This is a genomic window from Streptomyces anulatus, assembly GCF_014650675.1.
GTDB lineage: Bacteria > Actinomycetota > Actinomycetes > Streptomycetales > Streptomycetaceae > Streptomyces > Streptomyces anulatus.
In genome coordinates, this window is sequence record NZ_BMVK01000004.1 from 285,577 (window position 1) to 306,848 (window position 21,272).

Consider the following 21,272-nt stretch of genomic DNA (forward strand, 5'->3'; position numbering starts at 1 on the left):
CTTGCTCACTCTTCGTCAGTACCTCTTGATTCACTGCGACAGCGCACGAAGCTAGACCTCTTTTCGCGGTCCGCCAATAGGTATGGCAGCAATCGTGTGAACTTTGTCCTGGGTGTGGATAAACGGGGATGCCCCGGCTACGGTGTGGCCCGTTCCGGGATCCCGTGAGCGCCGTTCCGTTTCGGCGGCATCGCCAGTTTCCTTATCGCAGTGGGGAGTTCGACATGGACCGAAGGACCTTCAGCCGGCGGATGCTGGTCGGTGGCGCAGCCGCGGCCGCGACGGGGGTGACATCGTTGTCGCTCGGGGCGGTGGAGGCGAGCTCGGCCGAGAACCCGCCGCGTACGGCCCCGGCCGGCGGCGTGGTGCGCCGACTGAAGATGTACGCCGAGAAGCTGGCGGACGGTCAGCTCGGCTACGGCTTCGAGAAGGGCAAGGCCTCGATCCCCGGCCCCCTCATCGAGCTGAACGAGGGCGACACGGTCCACATCGAGTTCGAGAACCTCACCGACGTCGACGCCAGCCTCCACGTCCACGGCGTCGACTACGACATCGCCAACGACGGCACCCGGATGAACAAGAGTCACGTCGAGCCCGGCGGCACCCGGACGTACACCTGGCGCACCCACGCCCCGCGCCTCCGCAAGGACGGCACCTACGAGCCGGGCAGCGCGGGCTACTGGCACTACCACGACCACGTCGTCGGCACGGACCACGGCACCGGCGGCATCCGCAAGGGGCTCTACGGGCCGGTCGTCGTGCGCCGCAAGGGCGACATCCTGCCCGACCAGACCTGCACGGTCGTCTTCAACGACATGACGATCAACAACAAGACGGCCCACAACAGCGTCAACTTCGAGGCCACGGTGGGTGATCGGCTCGAATTCGTGATGATCACGCACGGTGAGTACTACCACACCTTCCACATCCACGGTCACCGCTGGGCGGACAACCGGACCGGCATCCTCACCGGCCCCGACGACCCGAGCCGGGTCATCGACAACAAGATCTGCGGCCCCGCCGACTCCTTCGGCCTCCAGATCATCGCGGGCGAACGCGTGGGCGCGGGCGCCTGGATGTACCACTGCCATGTCCAGAGCCATTCCGACATGGGGATGGCCGGGCTCCTGCTGATCAAGAAGCCCGACGGCACGATCCCGGGCTACGAACCCCACCACGCGGCGGGCGGCGCGGAGAAGAGGACCGAGGAGAAGTCCGGCGCGAAGGGCGCCGAGGAGAAGGCCGGGAAGGCCGCCGGGGAGCACCAGCACTGACCCCGTCCGTCACGGGGCCCGTGCCGGGGGCGGGCCCGGTCACGGACGGCGGGCGTCGTCCGCGAGCCGCTGCTGCTCCTCCTCGACGATGCGCCGGGCCAGTGCGGCGTCGGAGACGTCCACCGCGTCCGGGGTGGTCTCCGCGAGGTCGCTGCGCCGGGCGTACGCGTCGAAGAGCCGGTCCTTGCGGGCCAGCAGCTCCACCAGGCGCTGGTCGACGCTGTCCGTGGCCAGCAGCCGGTGCACCTGGACCGTGCGCACCTGGCCCATCCGGTGCGCACGGGCGACCGCCTGGTGCTCCAGCGTGGGCTTGATCTGCGGCTCGCACAGGATGACCACGGAGGCGGCCTGCATGTTCAGCCCGGTGCCCCCGGCCTGGATCTGGCTCAGCAGCACCGCGTGCCCGTCCGCGGCGGAGAAGGCGTCGACCAGCTCCTGTCGCCGGGCCGGCGGGACGCTCCCGGAGAGCGGCCCGAAGGCGTCCGGACCCAGGGCGTCCCCGACCGTCGCGAGGACCTCGCGGAAGTAGGAGAAGACGACCACCTTCAGGCCGTTGTCCCGCGCCTCGTCGACGAGTTCGCGCAGCCGCTCCAGCTTGGCGGAGGACCCGGGCACCGCGTAGGCGGCCCGGCGCATCCGCATGAACCGCCCGGAGGCGACCGCCTCGCGGTAGGCGGCCCGGTCCTCGGAGCCGAACTCCTCCCACTCGTCCACCTGGACCAGCGCCGGGAGTTCGGCCAGCACGTCGACCTGGTTGCGGCGCAGATAGGCGGGGGCGACGGCCCGGCGGAAGGCCTGCGAACCGGCCGCGCCGTGCGTACCGCTGACCGACGGCGCGAGTTCGGGGCGGAGCCGGCGTACCAGGCTGCGGAACTCCTCGACCCGGTTCTCCATCGGGGTGCCCGTGAGGAACAGCACCCGCTCCACCTGGTCCGCCCAGCCGGCGACCGCCCGCGACCGGCGGGCCGCGGGGTTCTTCACGAAGTGGGCCTCGTCCACGACCAGCATCCCGGGCCGCACCGAGGCCCCCGCCCCGGGCAGCAGGTGCAGCGCGTCGAACGTGGTCACCGCCACCCCGCCGTTCTCGCGCCAGTCAGCGAACGCCTCGCTCCGCTCCGCGCCGTGCACCGGCACGGCGCGCAGGGTGGAGCGGGCCCGGATCTCCCGGGTCCAGTTGATCAGTACGCTCGCCGGGCAGACCACGAGGAAGTGGCTCTCGCCGTGGGCGGCGAGATGGGCGAGCGCCGCGATGGCCTGCACGGTCTTGCCGAGCCCCATCTCGTCCCCGATGACGACCCGCTTCTGCGTCAGCGCGAAGCGCGCCCCGAACGCCTGGTACCCGCGCAGGGACACCCGCAGATGCGTGTCGTCGAGGCGGAGCGCGCGTACCCGGTCCGCGATCCCGGCGGGCAGGAACCCCTCGGCGGCGTCCCGGTCCGGCCCGCTGCCGGACAGTTCGGCGAGCAGGCTGTAGTACTCGGCGGACCGCAGCTCGAAGTCCACCCAGGCCTCGGCGGGCGACGCCGGTGACCGCAGCAGGTCCGCCGACGCCTGGGCGAAGAGCACCGGCAGCTCCCGCTCCACGGCGTCCGCCACGGTCGCACGCACCGAGTCGACGGCCTCGCGCACCCGTGCGCGTGCCTCCCGCCCGGTGAACAGCATCCGCAGCCGGCTCCCGGCCGGCCCGGCCGCCGCCACCGGGGGCCCGAGCCGCTCGGCGAGCCGGCGGGCCGCGTCCACCGCCCGCCGCGCGTCCGCACCCGCCTCGGCCAGCCGGTGCAGGGCGACGACCAGTGCGGTGCTGGTGTCGTCCGGGGCGTCCACGTCGATCCGCACCGAGACGGTGTCCCGCACGGCGTGGGCGATCTGCGCGGCGGCGGCCAGCGCCTGGTCGGCGGTGTGCGCACCGACTCCGGGGAGCTGCCGGAGCTCGTAGCGGTGCGTGCCGTGGACCTGACCGACCGTGCCGAACCCGGCCTGCTCCAGCGCCCCGAGACGCAGCCGCCCCTCGGTGACGTCCTTGAGCCGGGAGACGGGGATGGCGGCCAGTTCCCGGCCCACCAGGGAGTCGAGCAGCGGATCGAGCACGGAGCGTACGGCGTCCACGGCGTCTGCCCGGTCCGCCGGCACGGCTCGGGCGCTCTCCAGGAGCCGCTCCGCCCGGGCGAGCAGCTCACGGACCGCGCTGCCCGTGGGCACCGGACTCCCGGCGGCCCCGCGCGCGAGTGTCCCGAGGGCCGTGCCGCCCGCCGCCCCGCTCTGCTTCATGTGCGTCCTTCTGTTCCCGGAGGGGGTGTCTCACCGCCCCGGGTCCCGCTCCGTCGGCTTTCGCGCCATCGTGCCACGCCCCACCGACAGGCCCCGGGCGTGCGCCACCGGGCCCCGCTCCCGCCGGTCGCGCCCCGCCGGTCGCGCCCCGCCCCTGCCGGCCGCGCGGCGCCGGGCGGCGGGCGCTACGGCCCGGCGGGCGGGCGGCGTTCCGCGGGGGAGAGCAGCAGCACCTCCAGGGCCCGGGCACAGGAGCGGGCCTCGGTCAGCAGCCACCCGGTGCGTTCGGGGGTGATCACCTCCGGCGTGGCCCGTACGGCGAGGGCGAAGCGGGCGTACCCCGCACCGTCCAGCACCGGCACCGCCAGGGTCCGCACCCCGAGCGCCGACTCACCGTCGTTCACCGCGTACGCGTCGGTCCGCACGCGTTCCAACTCCCGCTCCAGCGCGGCGGGGTCGACGATGGTGCGGTCGGTGAACGCGGGCAGGGGCGGCAGCGTGCCGGGGCCGCCCTCGCCCGGCCGGGCCCAGGCCAGCAGCACCTTGCCCAGCGCCGTGGAGTGCAGCGGCCTGCGCAGCCCCACCTTCGGGGTGACGGAGCCGCCGGCCACGATCACCGCGTGCGGTCCGCTGCGCAGCGCGAGGTCGGCCGTCGCGCCGGTCCGCTCCGCCAGGTCGGCCAGCTCCGGCGCCGCCAGATGCAGCCCGCGCTGGTGGTACGACAGCCGGCCCAGCTCGGTCACGGCGGGGCCGAGGCGGTAGCGCGACGTGCGCGGGTCCTGCTCCAGGAAGCCCGCGGCGAGCAGCGTCCGGGCGAGCCGGTGGGCGGTGGAGACCGGGAGTCCGAGGCGGCGGGCCAGGTCGGAGGCGCTGAGGTCGGGGCCGTTGTCATGGAAACAGTGCAGGACGTCGAGGGCCCTCCGGACCGCCTGGGCGCCGCCCGGGGCGCGTGCTGCCGCGGTCTCGGTCATATCGGTTCACTCTCCGCTCGTGAGATGGGAAGGGCGCTCCATCGTTGCCACATTACGGGAGTGGATAAGGGGCTCATCCTTCGCGGGAAACACGCTGTTCATATGGAATCCCACATCATGGGAAGCGAGTTGTCGGCCCGTCCGGATCCGTGGCAGGCTTCGGCCGTCCCCACCGACGAGCGGAAAGGAGCCGTGGACCATGTCCGGACACACCGTCGTGCAGTCGGCCCCCGGCGTCCCGGTGCCGCTCGCTCTCACCGCGCGCCGCCACATCGACCTGGCCCGCGTCTCCAGCGCCACCTGTCGCTGACCGCCGCCGCACGCCGCGCACCCGGCCTACCGCCCGGTCCCGTACGACGGCCCGGTAGCCCGGTAGCCCGGTAGCCCGGTAGCCCGGTAGCCCGGTAGCCCGGTCGAGCCGCGGCGCGTTCCGCTTCCCGCGTCCGCGCGTACCGCCCCTCGCCGAGCAGCCGTCCTCACCGCGTGCCACCCCCTGTCCCGCCCCCACGGGCGTACGGGGGCCAACGGGGCGTCCGCGGCAGTCGCGTGCCGCATCGCGTCCTTCGCCGTTCACCGGCCTCCGCCCGCTCAGCCGACCCTCCCGGGAAGACACCTCCATGACGCATGCCCCCGTCCTGCCCCGCACGCTCTGGTTCACCCGTTGTCCTGTGCCCACAGCGACCGGCATCGCCGCCGACCGGCGGTGGCTCACCGACGAGTTCGCCCGGGACGGCATCGCGGTGCGCTCCCTGCAGGACGCCGAACCCGACGCCGACCGCTCCGCGCACTACACCCACGCACTGCCCGGCCTCTTCCGCGAGGGGGGCAACGTCCCCGCCCTCTGGGCGCGTTCACGCGGTGAGCGGACCCGGCTCGTCGGCCTCACCTGGATCGAGGAGCGTCAGAGCATCCTGGTCGCCCCCGGCTCCGGACTGCGCGGAGCCGCCGCGCTGCGCGGATCGCGCATCGCCCTGCCGGTCCACTCCATCGCCATCGACTTCTGGCGGGCCATGGCCCTGCGCGGCTTCGAGGGGGCTCTCGCCTCCGCGGGCCTCGGCCTCGCGGACACCGTCCCGGTCGACGTACCGGCCGGCGGTTCCCGGGAGCAGTGGTCGGCCGGACTGGCCGCGCTGCGCCGGGGGGACGTCGACGCGGTGTACGTCAAGGGAGCCGTCGCCGTCGAAGCGGCCCGCCGGGCCGGCGCGGAGGTGGCCGTCGAACTCGACGACCTGCCCGACCCCGCCCACCGGATCAACAACGGCACACCCAGGCCCATCACCGTCCACCAGGACCTCCTGGACGAACACCCCGGGCTCGTCGACCGCTTCCTGGCCGTCCTGCTCAGGGCCGCCGACTGGGCCGCGGACCGGCCGGACGAGGTCGACCGGATCCTCGGCGCCGAGACCGGGGCCGGGGCCGAGGGGGTCGCGGGCGCCTACCTCCCCGGCACCCACCGCACCCTGCACCCCGACCTCTCGCCGCGCCGTCTCGCCCTGCTCGCCGAACAGGAGAGGGCCCTGCGCGCCCACGGCTTCCTCCCTGAGGCCGTCGACATCGAATCCTGGGCCGACCCCGCACCGCTCCGCCGTGCCGCCGCGTTGAACGGCACGCCCGCACTCCCGCCACCCGCCACTCCCTGACCCCGAGGACCACCACCATGCAGGTCACCCGACCACTCCGCACCACCGCTCCGGCCGCCCTGCTGACGGCCACCGCACTCCTCGCGCTGAGCGCCTGCGGCACCTCCGAGGCGGACACCACCGGCGCCGACGGTTCCGGCTCCGGTTCCGGGAAGACCGTCGAGGTGCGCATCCCGGACCCCGGCAACTCCGGCGTGCTCGCCCTCGGCAAGAAGGACGGCAGCCTGGACAAGGCGCTGGGCGAGGTCGGCGCGAAGGTGAAGTGGACCGGCAGTGCTGGGCCCTTCGCCCCGGCGGCCCAGGCGATGAACGCCGACCAGCTGGACATCGCCACCGGCTCCATCACCTCCGGCATCACCTCCCTCGCGCAGCGCCCCGGCTTCAAGTTCTTCACCGCCGTCGACCCGGACGCGGCAGGCGAGGGCATCCTCGTCCGCGACGGCTCCGGCATCGAATCCGTCACCGACCTCATCGGGAGGAAGGTCGCCGTCAACCAGGGCGGCACCGGTGAGTACCTGCTGCTCAAGGCGCTGGCCAAGGCGAAGATCCCGGCGGAGAAGGTGGAGCGGGTCTACCTCAGGCCCGACCAGACCGCCGCCGTCCTCAACGCCGGACAGGTCGACGCCTGGGCCGTCTGGGCCACCTACGCGGTCGCCGAGATCGGCAGCGGCAAGGCGCACTTCGTCGCCGACGGCGCGGCCATCGGCTCCGACAACTACAGCCTCAACGCCGTGCGTACGGGCTTCGCCGAGCAGCATCCCGAGATCGTCCGGGCGCTCTACGACTACCTCCACGAAGCCAGTGCCCGGGAGAAGAAGGACCCGGCCGCCTACCTCAACGTCTTCACCGACGTCGGCCCGACCGCCGTCACCGGCAAGGCGAAGGAGGTCCAGACCGAGTTCACCGCACAGGGCGGCACCGTCGACCCGATCGGCCCCGAGGACATCGCCCGCTTCGAGGCGGTCGCCGCCTTCTACGCCGAACAGAAGGTGACCAAGGAGAAGGTCGACGTGGCGGCCCACCTCCTCGACGTGGAGAAGCTGACATGAGCGTGACCCCGGCGGCCGGCCCGGCCGGCCCACCCCGCACAGGCGCCCCCGACACCGGCGACGCTCCGCCCCCCGGCCTCGTCGCCCCGCGCCCGCAGCTGCGCAGACCCCGGAGCCGTTCCTACGCCGTCACGGTCCGGGCGCTCGGCCCGGTGGTCCTGCTCGCCCTGTGGTGGGCGGCGTCCGCCACCGGGCTGCTGACCGCCGACGTCCTGGCCTCACCGGCGGAGGTGTTCCGCGCGGTGGGAGAGCTGTGGGGCAACGGGCAACTGCCCGACGCCCTCACCACCTCGCTGACCCGCTCCGGCCTCGGCCTGATCGTCGGCCTCGCCGCCGGACTCACGCTCGGCATCGTCACCGGATTCACCCGGCTCGGCGACGAACTGCTCGACTCCTCCCTCCAGACCCTGCGCACCATCCCCTTCCTCTCCCTCGTCCCGCTGTTCATGGTCTGGTTCGGCATCAACGAGACCGCGAAGATCCTCCTCATCGCCGTCGCCACCACGTTCCCCATGTACGTCTCCACCTCCAGCGGCGTCCGCACCACCGACCCGAAGCTGATCGAGGCGATGCGCGCCTTCGGGATGAGCCGGCTCGGCATCGTCCGCGAAGTGGTCCTGCCCGGCGCGCTGCCCTCGCTCCTCGCCGGACTGCGGCTCTCCATGACGCTCAGCGTCATCGCCCTCATCGCCGCCGAGGAGATCAACGCCACCGCGGGCATCGGCTATCTGATGTCCCAGGCCCAGAGCTACGCCCGCACCGACATCCTCGCCGTCTGCATCCTCGTGTACGGGCTCCTCGGCCTCACCGCCGACATCCTCGTCCGCCTCCTGGAACGCGTCCTGATGCCGTGGCGCACCCCGCAAGGAGCCCGCCGATGACCGGTGACAGGAAGCAGTCCACAGCCGTACGGGTACGGGGGCTGCGCCGCGTGTTCGGCAGCCGCGCCGTGCTCGACGGCCTCGAACTCGACATCGCCCGAGGGGAGTTCGTCGCCCTTCTGGGCGCCAGCGGCAGCGGCAAGACGACGCTGCTGCGCATCCTCGGGGCGCTGGACGGGGCCGACGGGGGAGAGGTGCTGGTGCCCGAGAGCCGCACGATCGTCTTCCAGGAACCCCGCCTCGTACCGTCCAAGAAGGTCCTCGCCAACGTGACCGTCGCCCTGCCCGGATCCCGTACGCCGGACGGACTGAGGGCGCTCGCCGAAGTGGGCCTGGAAGGGCACGCCGAGGCCTGGCCCGCCACCCTCTCCGGCGGCGAGGCCCAGCGGGTCGCCCTCGCCCGGGCCCTGGTGCGCGAGCCCGAACTGCTGCTGCTGGACGAGCCGTTCGCCTCCCTGGACGCACTGACCCGGCTGAAGATGCACGACCTGGTCGACCAACTGTGCCGCAAGCACCGCCCGGCCGTGCTCCTGGTCACCCATGACGTCGACGAGGCCGTACGGCTCGCCGACCGGGTGGCCGTCCTGCGCGACGGGCGGCTCGTCACCGACGAGCGCGTCGCCGTCGACCGCCCCCGCGACCCCGGAGACCCGGCCTTCGCCGCACTGCGCCGCCGCCTCCTGGACGATCTCGGCGTCCCCGCCGCGCCGGGAGCCGCCACCGGGCCCACCACGGGCCCCGCCACCACGCCCGCCCCGCTCTCCGTCGGAGTGATCTGAATGACCATCACCATCGGTGTCCACGCCAGCAATCCGTCCCTCTACCACCTCTACCACCTGACCCGGCACGGCTTCGCCCAGCAGGAGCTGGAGCCCCTCGGCGAGAGCGTCGCCTTCCACCCGTACAGCAACGGCGTCCGCACCGGCGAGCTGCTCAGCCGGGGCGTCATCGACTTCGGCGGCACCGGCTCCACCCCGCCCGTCACCGCCCAGGCCGCGGGCCACGACCTCGTCTACACCGCGGTCTCCGCCCCGCGCCCCGAGCACGGTGCCTTGCTGGTCCCCGAGGACAGCCCCCTGCGGACGGCCGCCGACCTCAAGGGCAGGACCGTCCATCTGGCGATCGGCTCCTGGCAGACGCACCTGATCGCCAAGGCGCTCGACGACGCGGGACTCTCCTACGCCGACGACATCACCGCCGAACGCTCCACCGAGAACAGCGAACAGCTCCTGCGCACCGGAGCCGTCGCCGCCTGGGTCGCGCAGGGACCGCAGCTCGCCGCAGCCCGCCGCACCGGCGGGCTGCGCACCCTGATCCGCACCGGCGACGTCATCACCGACCGTTCGGTGTTCTTCACCCGGCGCGCACTCGCCGAAGAGCGGCCCGAGATCATCGACGCCCTCACCCGCGCGCTCCGGCGGGCCGACGACTGGGCCGCCGCCCACCCCCGCGACGCCGCGCGGATCGCCTCCGCCGACCTCGGCGGCACGGTCGAGGACTGGGAGAGCGCGCTTTCCGCACTGCCGTGGCGGATCGAGGAGGTCGGCGACGCCTTCCTCGCCGAACAGCAGGAGGCCGCCGACATCTTCCACCGCACCGGCTTCATCGAGCGCCCGGTCACCGTGGCGCACGCCGTCGCCCACGCACCCGCGAAGGCGGTCTGAGGGCCATGGCCACCGAAGTCCTCTGGTACATCATCCCGCGCGAGGGCGCCTACCCCTGGGAGCCGTCCGGCCGGCGCCCCGTCGACCTCGGCTACCTCAGCAGACTCGCCGGAACCGTCGAACAGCTCGGCTACAGCGGTGCGCTGCTCGCCACCGACCTCTACGACGTCTGGCCGCTCGGCAGTGCGCTGGCCGCGTCCACCAGCACCCGGTTCAAGCCGCTGCTCGCCGTCCACCCGGGACTGATCTCGCCGACCCTGCTCGCCAAGATGGCCCTCAGTTTCGACACCCTCTTCGGCGGGCGGCTGCGCTTCAACGTCGTCAACGGATCCACCAAGTCCCTCCAGGAGTACGGGCTCCACGTGGAACACGACGAGCGGTACGCGCTGAGCGCCGAGTACTGGTCGATCGTGAAGCGGCTCACCGCCGGCGAGGTGTTCGACCACCGGGGCCGCTTCTACGACCTGAGAGACGCGGGCGCGTCCTTCCGCGAGCTGAAGCCCGTCCAGGACCCGCACATCCCGCTCTGGTTCGGCGGCTCCTCCGACCCCGGCATCGAGATGGCCGCCGAACACGTCGACGTCTTCCTCACCTGGGGCGAGCCCCCGCACCTCCTCAAGGAGAAGCTGGAGCGGGTCAGGGCGCGGGCCGCCGCCCACGGGCGCACCCTGCGCATCGGGCTGCGCCTGCACCTCATCGTCCGCGACACCGAGGACGCGGCCTGGGCGGCCGCCGACCGGCTGCTGGACGTCACCAGCGAGGCCACGTACGCCCGGCAGCTCGGGGACCGTGCGGGCGAGGACGGTGTCGGCTGGCAGCGGCAGTTCCGCCAGCACGGCGGCAGAGTGCCCGCCCGCGCGCGGGAGCTGGAGGTCCACCCCAACATGTGGCCGGGCATGAGCCTCTTCCGGCCCGGCCCCGGCACGGCGGTCGTCGGCTCCACCGCCCAGGTCGTCGAACGACTCCGGGAATTCCAGGACTTGGGCGTCGACACCTTCATCCTGTCCGGCAACCCCCTGCTGGAGGAGGCCTACCGCGTCGCCGAGACCGTGCTCCCGTCCCTGGACGTACGGCGCTGAACGACACCGCCCGACGGCCGGGACGACGCGCCGCTCCAACGCTTCGCCCCGGCCCCTCGGCGCTGTCTACTCTGAGCCGCATGACAGCAGCGATCACCGCCGGACCCGGTTCCCACCGGTCCGCAGCCGGGCCCCACGGCTCCGCAGGTGTATCGCACCCCGGTCGGACCCGCGCGGACTGCGGTCGTCGGCGCCCGGTGCAAGACTCGGAACGAGAGGAATCACCCGGCAGCACAGGACGAGCAGGATCACCCGGACCGACGGAGGAGCACGCCATGATCAGCCCCACCTTCCTCGACGGAGCGCCCGACTGGGTCGATCTCGGCACGCCCGACCTCGACGCGGCCACCGCCTTCTACCGGGAGCTGTTCGGGTGGGATCTGGTACCCGGCGGCCCCGAGGTCGGCGGCTACGGGATGCTCACCCTGGACGGCCGGTACGTCGGCGGTGTGATGACGGTGTCGGAGGAGGAATCGCCGAGCGCCTGGTCGGTCTCCTTCCAGTCGCCCGACATCGCCGCCACCGCCGCGGCGGTGGAGCGGGCGGGCGGCAGCCCCGCGTTCGAGCCGATGGACGTCCTGGACCTGGGCAGCATGGGCGGCTTCACGGACCCGGCCGGAGCGTACTTCGCCGCCTGGCAGCCCAAGAAGCACCCCGGCTTCGGCGTCGTCCAGGAACCCGGCTCGTTCCTCTGGGCCGAGCTGTACACCTCCGACGTCCCGGCGGCGGCCGCGTTCTTCAACAACGTCTTCGGCTGGGGGACCGACCAGTTGAAGGTGGAGGGCACCGACTACACCTACACCACCGTCCACCCGGCCGGCGCCGGTCCGGAGGCGTCGTTCGGCGGCCTGGTCCGGATGGGCGACGTCCCCTCCGAGGCCGCACGCGGCCCCCACTGGCTGCCGTATTTCGCCGTGGCCGACGTCGATGCCACGGTGGCGACGGCGAAGCGGCTCGGCGGCACGGAGACCCTGGCGGCCATGGACGTGCCCGGCGTCGGCAAGATGGCCAACGTCGCCGATCCGTTCGGGGCGGTCTTCGCGGTCATGAGGCCCGAGCCCAGGCAGTAGCCACGAGCGGGGGACCGCGGCCCCGGTGGCTCCGGCGAGGACTCAGGGACCGGCTTCGGAGCGGAATTGATGAATCGTTGATCGGTTGTTTATCGCCACCGGGCACCGTGTGCACCATGCTGATCAACACCGTGACCGACGACGCGCTCGCCTGGCAGGAGTCCGCGTTGTGCGCGCAGGCCGGGCCCGAGTTCTTCTTCCCGGCCCCGGGCAGTTCGACCCGCGAGGCCAAGCAGTTGTGCAACGCCTGCGAAGGCCGTCTGGCCTGCCTGGAGTACGCACTCGCCAACGACGAGCGGTTCGGCGTCTGGGGCGGGCTCTCGGAGAAGGAGCGCGAGCGGCTGCGCAGAGAAGGACGCGACCGGGGCTGAACGTCCCCGGCCGCACACACGCACCGTAAACCCCTGGGGTGTTAGGGCCGGGCCCGGCACAATCGGGCCATGACCGACGCACCGCCCCTCGTCCTCGCCGCCGCCCTGCTCGACGCGCTCGAAGCGCTGCCCCATCCGGGGCGCATGAGCGAACTGGCGGCCGCAGCGGGCCGGCTGGCCGCCCAAGGGGCGCTGCGCGCCGTCCTCGACGAACTGGAGGACGGCGACCCGTACGAGCGCCGGATCGCGGTGATCGCCGCCGCGGTCGGCCGGGACGCCGAGTGGATCGGCGCGCATCTCGCCGACGAGGACGCCGTCGTGCGCGGGCACGCCCTGCGCGCGGCGCGGACACTCGGGGTGCCGGACGCGGCGTACGAGAGGGCCTTCGCCGACGCGCCGGCCGCCGTGCGCCGTCATCTCGTGCGGGCGATCGTCGCCGAACGCCGCACCGCGCTCGCCGACCGCCTGGTGCTCGCGGAGCGCGAGACCCACGGCGACATCGAGGCGGCCCGGCTGCTGCCCGGCTGCTCGGCCGCGACGGTCGGAACGCTGCTGCCCGAACTGCGGCGCTCGACGGCCTGCTGGTCCTCGCTCGGCCACCACCACCCCGGACCGGTCCTGGACTCCGCCGAGGAGGAGCTGGCAGGCCTCCCCGCGGCGGGCCGGGACGCCTGGTGGCACGGGTACGGACACCCCCGGGGCGTCGCCACCGCGACCCGGGCCCTTCCGCACCGGGTGCTCGACCTCCTCGAACGGTTCGGCCCCACCCGGTTCCCGGTCGTGCTGGGCGCCCCCCTCGGTCAGCTCGTCTCGGCCGACCCGGTCCGGGTCGCCCGCCTGGTCATCGGGGCGGACGTCTGCGCGCAGGTGCTCCACGCACTCAGCGGGACCCAGCTCCGCCGCCTCGTCCGCGCCCTGCCCGACCCCCTGCTCGTCGAACTGGCCCGCAGCGCCCCCGACCCGGCGGGCCCGGGACCCCGGATCCTCCGCGCCCTGCCGCCCGGCCGTCGAGCCGCACTCCACGAGGCGCTCACCGAGGACGGGGGCGAGGCAACCTCGGCAGCCTCCGTCGACACCCGGTTCCTGGACGCGCTGCCCCGCAACCGGGTCGCGGCCGTGGCCCGCCGGGCGGCGGACCGGGCCCGTGCCCGCGGGGACGACGCCGCCGTCCTCGACGCCGTGTCCCACCTCCCCTTCGACGAGGGACGCGAACAGCTCCTGGCCGCCACCCGCGGGCCCGCCGCCGACGACCGCGCCGCGGCCTGGGGGCTGCTCGTCGGCAGCGCGGGCCGCTCCGGCGATCCGGCCCACGTCGCCACCGTGCTGGAGGACCTGCTGCGGCTGCGCAACGAACAGGACCCCGTACGCTCCGCCGCCCTCACCGCCCTGGCCGGGGTGAAGCCCGCCCTCTTCACCGACGCGGTGGAGCCGCTGCTCGACCGCATCGCCGCCGATGCCGTGGAGGCCCGCGACTCCTCCGCCGCCACCCGCCGTGCCCTCGGCTCCCTGGCCGTCGGCGCGCTGCGCGAACACGCGGTGACCGGACAGCGCGACCTGCTCAACTGGGCGCTGCGCACCCTGGTCCGGATCACCGGCACCAGCGGCAGCGCCGACTTCGGCCGACTGGACCGGACGCTGCGCCGGGGCCAGGAGCACACCGTCTTCGACGCGCTGCGGCCCTGGCTGGAAGCGGGCGCGGAACGCTCCGACTACGGCCTCGTCCTGGCCCTGGCCCGCGCCGTGGGCCGTCGGGCCGACGCCATGCCCGGCCTCCAGGACCTGCTGTGGCAGGCGGTGAACTACGGCGAGCCGGCGGCCGCCCGGAGCGCCGCCGGGCTCTGGCTCCGGGCCCCGGCGGGCCGGGACGAGCGGGTCGAAAGCCTGCTCGCCCGGCACCCATCGGCCATCGGCCTCCCCGAGGTCCGGCACGTCGTGACCCGACGGCGGACGGACCTGCTGGAGGCATGCCTCGACGGGACACCACCCCGGGGCCGGTTCCTCGGGCCCGGGGAGCGGTGGACCGTCGAGGTCGCCGGAGCCGAACGCTGGACGCCCCGTCAGCAGCGTGCCGCACAGCGTGCTGTGGAGCGCACGGTGGCGGACGAGAAGCTGCCGCTGTACCTGCGCACCGCCGCCCTGGGGCAGCTCGCCCGCATACCCGGGCAGGGCGCCGACGCCGTACGCGCCTGGACCGGTGACCGGGACGTGGTGATCGCGGAGGCGGCGCTCGCCGCACTCGCCCACACCGACCGGCCCGCCGATGCGCTGCCCGAGCTGCTCGCCCACGCGGGCGGCGACCGGGCCCGCGTCGCGGTGTACGTGGCGGGCCGCGCCGCGGCGTGCACCCGGCCCTCCCGGCTGGCCCCCCTGCTCGCCGCCCGCACGGGCCCCGGCACCGGCAAGGTGACGAGCCGCAAGGAGATGGTCCGCCTCGCCGCCGCCCTGCTGCCCCGGGCGGAGGCGGCCGGTCTCCTCGCGGACGCGTACGGGCGGCCCGGCCAGCACCTCGACGTACGGGCCGCCTGCGTGGCCGCCGGTACGCCGCTGCTCGCGGACGTACGGGTATGGGAGGCGACGGAGGACGCGGCGGGCGGCGAACACGCGCTGCGGGTGGCGGTGTTGCGGGCGCACCCGACGGAGCTGGACCCCGCCCTGCGGCCGCGCTACGCCCGGCTGGTCCAGGACGTGTGCCGCACGGACGACGACACGCTGGCCGCCCTCGCCCACACCGCGCTGGTCCGCTGGCTGCCCTGGGCCCCGCACGCGGCGGCGGTCCTGGTCGACGCGGTCACCGATCTGGACCGGCGGGGGAGGTGGCGCTCGGCCGCCGACGCCCTGGTGGACGCGGCCCTGACCACTCCGGAGGCCGTCGGGGCGCTGAACCGTGCCCTGTCGCTGCTGGCCACCGGCGAGACCGCGGACGACGCCGGGACGGAGCGCGACCGGCCCGCCCGCCGGCGGCTCGGCCGGCTGGCCCGGACGCTGTCGCTGCGGGCCGGTCCGAACAACCGGCCCGCATCGGCGGTGCTCGCATCCGCCGGCCGGACCCTGGCCGCCCACCGCGACCTCGTGCCGGACGCCGTCGCCCTGCTCTCGCGCTCCCTGGACCTGGCGGGGGACCCGGACACCCTGCACACCGAGCTGGTCGCGCTCGCCGCCCTGCACTCCGGCCGCCCCGCACTGGCCGCCAGGACCGCGGCGACGGTAGGCAGGCGGGTCGCGGGTTACCGGGGGGCGGAGGCGGGCGACCCGGACACCCTGCTGCTCGTCGTCGCACGGCTGGCGGGTACGGGAGATCCGGCCGAGGGCCTGCTCGCCGCCGAACTGACCGTGGCGTGCGGCCTGCGCACCGGGTGGACCGGGCCGTGGCGCACCCAGCTGCGGATGCTCCGCCAGCACTCCTGGGACGACGTGCGCGACGTGGCGTACGCCGAGGCCACCGCCGAGGAGTGACGTCACGGACCCGGCGGGCCCGGGGCGCCCGATGGATCGGGCGCCCCGGGTGGGATCAGGACCCCGGGTGGGGATCAGGCGCGGCCGCGCGCCACCATCCGGGCCTTGCGGGCGGCGAGCTTCTCGTCGAACTTCGACGCCTCGCTGTCCAGCCCGCCCATGTACAGACCGAGCTCCTCCTGGGCCTTCGCACCCTCCGGGCCGAGCCCGTCGATGTCCATGACCTTCAGGAAGCGCAGCACGGGCTGGATCACGTCGTCGTGGTGGATGCGCATGTTGTAGATCTCGCCGATCGCCATCTGCGCGGCGGCCCGCTCGAAGCCCGGCATGCCGTGTCCGGGCATCCGGAAGTCGACGACGACGTCGCGCACGGCCTGCATGGTCAGGTCCGGGGCCAGCTCGAAGGCGGCGCCCAGCAGATTGCGGTAGAAGACCATGTGGAGGTTCTCGTCGGTCGCGATCCGGGCCAGCATCCGGTCGCAGACCGGGTCGCCGGACTGGTGGCCGGTGTTGCGGTGCGAGACACGGGTGGCCAGCTCCTGGAAGGCGACGTACGCGACGGAGTGCAGCATCGAGTGCCGGTTGTCCGACTCGAAGCCCTCCGCCATGTGCGCCATGCGGAACTGCTCCAGCTTGTCCGGGTCCACGGCGCGCGAGGTGAGCAGATAGTCGCGCATCACGATGCCGTGGCGGCCCTCCTCGGCGGTCCAGCGGTGCACCCAGGTGCCCCACGCGCCGTCGCGGCCGAAGAGGGAGGCGATCTCGTGGTGGTAGCTGGGGAGGTTGTCCTCGGTGAGGAGGTTCACCACGAGAGCGATCTTGCCGATGTCGGTGACCTTGGACTGGTCGGCCGACCACGCCTCGCCGTCCTCGAAGACGCCGGGGAAGTTCCGCCCGTCGGAGAAGGGGACGTACTCGTGGGGCATCCAGTCCTTGGCGACCTTGAGATGGCGGTTGAGTTCCTTCTCCACCACCTCTTCCAGCGCGTACAGCAGCTGGGCGTCGGTCCACGCCTTCGAACTGCCGAGGTGGGGAGAGGTGATCGTCACGGGGAGCTCCTGGGGACGGGAGAATTACCTACGGCTTCGTAGGTTACGTGACCGTAGGTTAAGGCGACGGTAAGGCCAAAGCCAAGCCCGCCCCCGGCAGCGAGTGGATACACGGAGTGATACGCCCAGGTGGGGGGATGCGCCAGAGCCTCCCCGGGGCCCTTCCGGGCCTTTCCGGGCCCCGTTTCACCGTTCCGGAACGGGTTGCTCCACCCCTGGATCGCGGGGGTGTTCCACCTCGGGACCCGGGAGCGGTTCCACCCCTGGATCCCGGCGCAGATACCGGCCGGTGACGGACGTCGGATGCGCGAGCAGATCCGCGGGCGTCCCCTCGAAGACCAGCTCCCCGCCGCCCTTGCCGCCGTCCGGACCGAGGTCGATCACCCAGTCCGCCCGTTTGACCACATCCAGGTTGTGCTCCACGCAGATCACCGTGTTCCCCGCGTCGACCAGCCGGTCCAGCAGATCCACCAGCGTGCCCGTGTCCGCCAGGTGCAGTCCGGTCGTCGGCTCGTCCAGCACGTACACGCTGGAGGTGCGGTGCAGTTGGGTGGCGAGCTTGATCCGCTGACGCTCACCGCCCGACAGGGAGGAGAGCGGCTGCCCCAGGGTGAGGTAGGTGAGGCCGACCTCGTCGAGGGTGCGCAGCTTCCGCAGCAGCACCGGATCCTCGAACAGTCCGGCCGCCCGCGCCGCCGTCATGTCCAGGACGTCCACGATCGACCGGCCGCCGACCCGGTGCTTCAGCACATCGTCGTGGAACCGGCGGCCCTCGCACTCCGGGCAGGTCGTGGTGACCGGGTCCATGAACGCCAGATCGGTCGAGATCTCTCCGCGGCCCGAGCAGCCCGCGCAGGCTCCGGCGGAGTTGAAGCTGAACAGTCCCGCGTCCACGCCGTTCTCCCGGGCGAAGACCTTGCGGATGGCGTCCAGCGCGCCGAGGTACGAGGCGGGGGTGGAGCGCGACGAGGCCGTGATCGCGCTCTGGTCGATCACCACCGCCTCCGGGTACGCCGCCGTGAACACCCGCGAGACCAGGGTCGACTTCCCGGATCCCGCCACCCCCGTCACCGCGGTCAGCACCCCGGCGGGGAACGACACGTCCAGGCCCTTGAGATTGTGGAGATCGGCCCCGTACACCGGGAGCCGGCCGGTGGGGGAGCGGACCGTCTCCTTGAGCGGGGTGCGGCCGCGCAACGACCGGCCGGTGAGTGTGTCGGCCTCGCGCAGCCGCTCGAAGGTCCCCTCGAAGACGATGTGACCGCCGTCGGAACCGGCCCCCGGCCCCATGTCGACGACATGGTCGGCGACGGCCATCACATCCGGGTCGTGCTCGACGACCAGCACCGTGTTGCCCTTGTCGCGCAGTCGCACCAGCAGATCGCCCAGCCGCCCGACGTCGCGCGGGTGCAGCCCGACGCTGGGCTCGTCGAAGACGAACGTCAGCCCGGTGAGCGAACTGCCCAGGTGCCGCACCATCTTGAGCCGCTGGCCCTCGCCTCCCGACAGGGTCGTGGTCTCCCGGTCCAGGCTCAGATACCCGAGCCCGATGCCGACCAGCCGCTCCAGCCGTTCCCGGGCGGCGGCGGCGATGGGCCCGCCCACCGGATCGTCGACCCGCTCCAGGACGCCGACGAGTTCGGAGACCTCCATCCGTCCGTAGTCGGCGGGCGAGAGCCCGTCGATCCGGGTGGCGATCGCCGCCGCGTTCAGCCGTGCCCCGCCGCAGGCCCCGCACACCCGCTCCACGGTGAACCGGGCGGCCGCCTCGCGCCGCTTCTCGGACAGCGAGGCGGTGTCGCGCTTGAGGTACAGGCGCTCGAAGCGCGTCACGACCCCCTCGAACCGCATGTCGGCCGAGCCGGTCCGCATGTCGATGCGGACGGTGAACCCCGAACCGTACAACAGGGTCCGGCGCTCCTCCTCGCCGAACTCGGACAGGGGCAGATCGTTGTCGAAGCGCCCCGAACCCCCGTACAGATTCCACTCCCAGCTGCCCACCGTCAGGCCGGGCAGCAGCAGCGCCCCCTCGTTCAGCGACTTCGACCAGTCGACCGCCCGGTCGAGATCCAGCTGGACCGTGCGCCCCACCCCGTCGCACTCCGGGCACATCCCGGTGGGGTCGTTGAAGGAGTACGCGGTCGCCCCGCCCGCGCTCGGGGCCCCGCACCGGGAGAACAGCACCCGGATCACCGACCAGATGTCGGTCGCCGTGCCGACCGTGGAGCGGACATTGCCGCCCAGCGGCTTCTGGTCGATCACGATGGCCACCGACAGGTCCTCGACGGACTCGACGTGCGGCCGCTCGTACTTCGGCAGCCGGTTGCGGAGGAACGAGGTGAAGGTCTCGTTCAGCTGCCGCTGCGACTCCACGGCGATCGTGTCGAAGACGACCGACGACTTGCCCGAACCGGACACACCGGTGAAGACGGTGATACGGCCCTTGGGGATCCGGAGGGAGACGTCGCGCAGATTGTTCTCGCGCGCGCCGGTGATGACGATGTCGCGGTGCGTGGGGCCGGGGCCTTCCGGCTCCGCGCCGTACTCGGGGAAGCGATCCATGAGCGTGACGCTAGGCGGGATACCCGACAGCTTCTGTCCCCTTTTCCCGGGAGATCCGAGGACGCGCTCGTGACCGCGACGCCGGGCGGATCAAGGACAGGCCGCAGGCGGCCGGGTCGGCAGACGGGCACCCGCCTCAGCGGCCCTCGCGCACCGCCTCCGCCGTCGTGTCCCGCAGCCCGCCGTCGAGCCGGAGCCAGCGGGTGATCCCGATCGACTCCAGGAACGGCACGTCGTGGCTCGCCACGATCAACGCCCCCTCGTACGCCTCCAGCGCCTCGGTCAGCCGCCGTACGCTCGCCAGATCGAGGCTGTTCGTCGGCTCGTCGAGCAGCAGCAGCCGGGGCGGCGGGTCGGCCAGCAGCAGCATCGCCAGCGTCGCCCGGAACCTCTCCCCGCCCGACAGGGTCCCCGCCGGGCGGTCCGCCGCAGCCCCCTTGAACAGGAAGTGGGCCAGCCGTGCCCGCACGGCGTTGTCCGTCCGGCCGGGGGCCGACCGTGCCACGTTCCGCGCCACCGACGACGCGTCGTCCAGCACGTCCAGCCGCTGCGGCAGGAAGCCCGTCGTGACCAGGGTGCTCGCCTCGCCCGAGAGGGGCGCCAGCTCACCGGCGATCATTCGCAGCAGCGCCGTCTTGCCCGCCCCGTTACGACCGGTCAGCGCGATCCGCTCGGGTCCCCGCACCATCAACCCGCCCCGCAGCGGCGTGCCGTAGGGCGGCACCGGATCGCGCAGCAGCAGCACCTCGCTGCCCGGATGGACCCGGGTGCCCGGCAGTTCGACCCGGATCTCCTCGTCCTCCCGCACCGCGAGCTCCGCCTCGTCGAGACGCTCCCTGGCCGCGGCCAGCCGCTCCGTGTGCAGGATGCGGTGCTTGCCGGCCGACTCCTGCGCGGAGCGCTTGCGTTGCCCCATGACGACCTTGGGCTCACGCTTGGTGTCCCACATCTTCTGCCCGTAGCGCTTGCGGCGGGCCAACTTCATGTGAGCGTCGGCCAGTTCACGCTTCTGTCGCTGGACGTCCGACTCGGCGACGCGCACCATGCGCTGCGCCGCCTCCTGCTCGACGGCCACCGCCTCCTCGTACGCCGACAGATTTCCGCCGTACCACGTGACCGAGCCCTCGCGCAGATCCGCGATCCGGTCCACCCGTTCCAGCAGCTCCCGGTCGTGGCTGACGACGAGCAGCGCGCCCGTCCAGGCGTCGACCGCGTCGTACAGCCGCCGACGGGCGTACGCGTCCAGGTTGTTCGTCGGCTCGTCCAGCAGCAGCACCCCGGGCCGTTCCAGCAGCAGCGCGGCCAGCCGCAGCAGGACGCACTCGCCGCCGGACATCTCCCCGATGGTGCGGTCGAGCCCGATGTGCCCGAGGCCGAGCCCGTCCAGGGTGGCGAGGGACCGCTCCTCGATGTCCCAGTCGTCGCCGATCACCACGAAGTGCTCGGGCCGGACGTCGCCCGACTCGACCGCGTCGAGCGCCGCGCGCCGGTCCGCGACGCCGAGCACCTCGTCGACCCGCAGCGCGGTGTCCAGGACCAGGGTCTGGGGCAGATGGCCCAGTTCGCCGCGGATGCTGATCCCGCCGGAATGCGGGGCGAGTTCACCGGCGACCAGGCGCAACAGGGTGGACTTGCCACAGCCGTTGAGGCCGATGAGACCGGTACGACCGGGCCCCACGGCCAGGTCGAGGCCGGTGAAGACCTCGCTGCCGTCGGGCCAGGAGAAGGCGAGGGAGGTACAGCTGATGTGGGTGTCGGTGGCAGGCATACGGATCTCCCGTTGTACGTCGGGAACGACAAGGACGGTCGGCGGAAGCTGAGATCGCACACGGGCGCTCCGGCCGCGACATGGCGCGGCGGGCGCTGCACGGTGTGCACAGGACCTCAGATCAGCAACGTCCCACTCCGATCGACGACAACAGGAACCATCACGAAGGTAGG

At 73.2% G+C, this 21,272-nt stretch carries 16 protein-coding genes; 11 read left to right on the forward strand and 5 right to left on the reverse strand.

Annotation, left to right across the window (positions count from 1 at the left end):
- The first annotated feature begins 224 nt into the window (after nt 1–224).
- On the forward strand, nt 225–1,274 hold the full coding sequence (locus tag IE272_RS12895; RefSeq protein ID WP_057666916.1) for a multicopper oxidase domain-containing protein: 1,050 nt from the start codon (nt 225–227) through the stop codon (nt 1,272–1,274).
- A 39-nt stretch (nt 1,275–1,313) separates the two neighbouring features.
- Here the strand turns inward: IE272_RS12895 and IE272_RS12900 are convergent, their stop codons facing one another.
- Together IE272_RS12900 and IE272_RS12905 are read right to left on the reverse strand one after the other, a co-directional pair.
- A complete protein-coding gene (locus IE272_RS12900; RefSeq protein WP_190006883.1) occupies nt 1,314–3,542 on the reverse strand; it encodes a DEAD/DEAH box helicase in 2,229 nt (742 codons plus the stop codon).
- A gap of 185 nt (nt 3,543–3,727) precedes the next feature.
- Complete coding sequence (locus IE272_RS12905) at nt 3,728–4,513, reverse strand: IclR family transcriptional regulator (RefSeq protein ID WP_056705643.1); 786 nt, start codon at nt 4,511–4,513, stop codon at nt 3,728–3,730.
- Between the two features lie 199 nt (nt 4,514–4,712).
- On the opposite strand from IE272_RS12905, the gene IE272_RS39290 reads away from it, so the two are divergent.
- The 10 genes from IE272_RS39290 to IE272_RS12950 all read left to right on the forward strand — a co-directional run bounded on the left by IE272_RS39290 (nt 4,713) and on the right by IE272_RS12950 (nt 15,720).
- The gene (locus IE272_RS39290; RefSeq protein ID WP_326620095.1) at nt 4,713–4,823 is read left to right on the forward strand and encodes a putative leader peptide; all 111 of its coding nucleotides are present in this window, start codon (nt 4,713–4,715) and stop codon (nt 4,821–4,823) included.
- 307 nt (nt 4,824–5,130) lie between these two features.
- The gene (locus IE272_RS12910) at nt 5,131–6,153 is read left to right on the forward strand and encodes an ABC transporter substrate-binding protein (RefSeq protein WP_050362160.1); all 1,023 of its coding nucleotides are present in this window, start codon (nt 5,131–5,133) and stop codon (nt 6,151–6,153) included.
- Nucleotides 6,154–6,170: 17 nt separating this feature from the next.
- The gene (locus IE272_RS12915) at nt 6,171–7,202 is read left to right on the forward strand and encodes an NrtA/SsuA/CpmA family ABC transporter substrate-binding protein (protein WP_050362159.1); all 1,032 of its coding nucleotides are present in this window, start codon (nt 6,171–6,173) and stop codon (nt 7,200–7,202) included.
- Entirely contained in the window at nt 7,199–8,083 is an 885-nt protein-coding gene (locus IE272_RS12920; RefSeq protein WP_050362158.1) for an ABC transporter permease, read from the forward strand. The genes IE272_RS12915 and IE272_RS12920 overlap by 4 nt, the downstream gene beginning before the upstream one ends.
- Nucleotides 8,080–8,862 (forward strand): ABC transporter ATP-binding protein, encoded by a 783-nt coding sequence (locus tag IE272_RS12925; protein WP_056705631.1) that lies wholly within the window; start codon nt 8,080–8,082, stop codon nt 8,860–8,862. Before IE272_RS12920 ends, IE272_RS12925 begins: the two co-directional genes overlap by 4 nt.
- Nucleotides 8,863–9,747 carry an ABC transporter substrate-binding protein gene (locus tag IE272_RS12930; protein ID WP_050362155.1) on the forward strand — a complete coding sequence of 295 codons (885 nt, stop codon included), beginning with the start codon at nt 8,863–8,865 and terminating at the stop codon, nt 9,745–9,747.
- 5 nt (nt 9,748–9,752) lie between these two features.
- Nucleotides 9,753–10,826 (forward strand): LLM class flavin-dependent oxidoreductase, encoded by a 1,074-nt coding sequence (locus tag IE272_RS12935; RefSeq protein ID WP_050362154.1) that lies wholly within the window; start codon nt 9,753–9,755, stop codon nt 10,824–10,826.
- Between the two features lie 275 nt (nt 10,827–11,101).
- Nucleotides 11,102–11,896, forward strand: coding sequence for a VOC family protein (locus IE272_RS12940; protein WP_050362153.1), 795 nt, complete (start codon nt 11,102–11,104; stop codon nt 11,894–11,896).
- 116 nt (nt 11,897–12,012) lie between these two features.
- A complete protein-coding gene (locus IE272_RS12945) occupies nt 12,013–12,267 on the forward strand; it encodes a WhiB family transcriptional regulator (RefSeq protein ID WP_026290061.1) in 255 nt (84 codons plus the stop codon).
- Nucleotides 12,268–12,336: 69 nt separating this feature from the next.
- Nucleotides 12,337–15,720 carry a hypothetical protein gene (locus tag IE272_RS12950; RefSeq protein WP_190006884.1) on the forward strand — a complete coding sequence of 1,128 codons (3,384 nt, stop codon included), beginning with the start codon at nt 12,337–12,339 and terminating at the stop codon, nt 15,718–15,720.
- Between the two features lie 74 nt (nt 15,721–15,794).
- On the opposite strand, the gene IE272_RS12955 is transcribed toward IE272_RS12950, so the two are convergent.
- The 3 genes from IE272_RS12955 to IE272_RS12965 all read right to left on the reverse strand — a co-directional run bounded on the left by IE272_RS12955 (nt 15,795) and on the right by IE272_RS12965 (nt 21,099).
- The gene (locus IE272_RS12955) at nt 15,795–16,769 is read right to left on the reverse strand and encodes an acyl-ACP desaturase (protein ID WP_007452345.1); all 975 of its coding nucleotides are present in this window, start codon (nt 16,767–16,769) and stop codon (nt 15,795–15,797) included.
- Nucleotides 16,770–16,955: 186 nt separating this feature from the next.
- The gene (locus tag IE272_RS12960) at nt 16,956–19,331 is read right to left on the reverse strand and encodes an ATP-binding cassette domain-containing protein (protein WP_190006885.1); all 2,376 of its coding nucleotides are present in this window, start codon (nt 19,329–19,331) and stop codon (nt 16,956–16,958) included.
- 136 nt (nt 19,332–19,467) lie between these two features.
- A complete protein-coding gene (locus tag IE272_RS12965; RefSeq protein ID WP_190006886.1) occupies nt 19,468–21,099 on the reverse strand; it encodes an ABC-F family ATP-binding cassette domain-containing protein in 1,632 nt (543 codons plus the stop codon).
- Between the last annotated feature and the right edge of the window lie 173 nt (nt 21,100–21,272).

Bases quoted from the DNA above. Each gene is read 5' to 3' on its own strand.
- IE272_RS12920 (WP_050362158.1), top strand. From the start codon at position 7,199: ATGAGCGTGACCCCGGCGGCCGGCCCGGCCGGCCCACCCCGCACAGGC.
- IE272_RS12960 (WP_190006885.1), bottom strand. From the start codon at position 19,331: ATGGATCGCTTCCCCGAGTACGGCGCGGAGCCGGAAGGCCCCGGCCCC.
- IE272_RS12940 (WP_050362153.1), top strand. From the start codon at position 11,102: ATGATCAGCCCCACCTTCCTCGACGGAGCGCCCGACTGGGTCGATCTC.
- IE272_RS12905 (WP_056705643.1), bottom strand. From the start codon at position 4,513: ATGACCGAGACCGCGGCAGCACGCGCCCCGGGCGGCGCCCAGGCGGTC.
- IE272_RS12895 (WP_057666916.1), top strand. From the start codon at position 225: ATGGACCGAAGGACCTTCAGCCGGCGGATGCTGGTCGGTGGCGCAGCC.
- IE272_RS12900 (WP_190006883.1), bottom strand. From the start codon at position 3,542: ATGAAGCAGAGCGGGGCGGCGGGCGGCACGGCCCTCGGGACACTCGCG.
- IE272_RS12925 (WP_056705631.1), top strand. From the start codon at position 8,080: ATGACCGGTGACAGGAAGCAGTCCACAGCCGTACGGGTACGGGGGCTG.
- IE272_RS12915 (WP_050362159.1), top strand. From the start codon at position 6,171: ATGCAGGTCACCCGACCACTCCGCACCACCGCTCCGGCCGCCCTGCTG.
- IE272_RS12935 (WP_050362154.1), top strand. From the start codon at position 9,753: ATGGCCACCGAAGTCCTCTGGTACATCATCCCGCGCGAGGGCGCCTAC.
- IE272_RS12930 (WP_050362155.1), top strand. From the start codon at position 8,863: ATGACCATCACCATCGGTGTCCACGCCAGCAATCCGTCCCTCTACCAC.
- IE272_RS12945 (WP_026290061.1), top strand. From the start codon at position 12,013: ATGCTGATCAACACCGTGACCGACGACGCGCTCGCCTGGCAGGAGTCC.
- IE272_RS12950 (WP_190006884.1), top strand. From the start codon at position 12,337: ATGACCGACGCACCGCCCCTCGTCCTCGCCGCCGCCCTGCTCGACGCG.
- IE272_RS12965 (WP_190006886.1), bottom strand. From the start codon at position 21,099: ATGCCTGCCACCGACACCCACATCAGCTGTACCTCCCTCGCCTTCTCC.
- IE272_RS12910 (WP_050362160.1), top strand. From the start codon at position 5,131: ATGACGCATGCCCCCGTCCTGCCCCGCACGCTCTGGTTCACCCGTTGT.
- IE272_RS39290 (WP_326620095.1), top strand. From the start codon at position 4,713: ATGTCCGGACACACCGTCGTGCAGTCGGCCCCCGGCGTCCCGGTGCCG.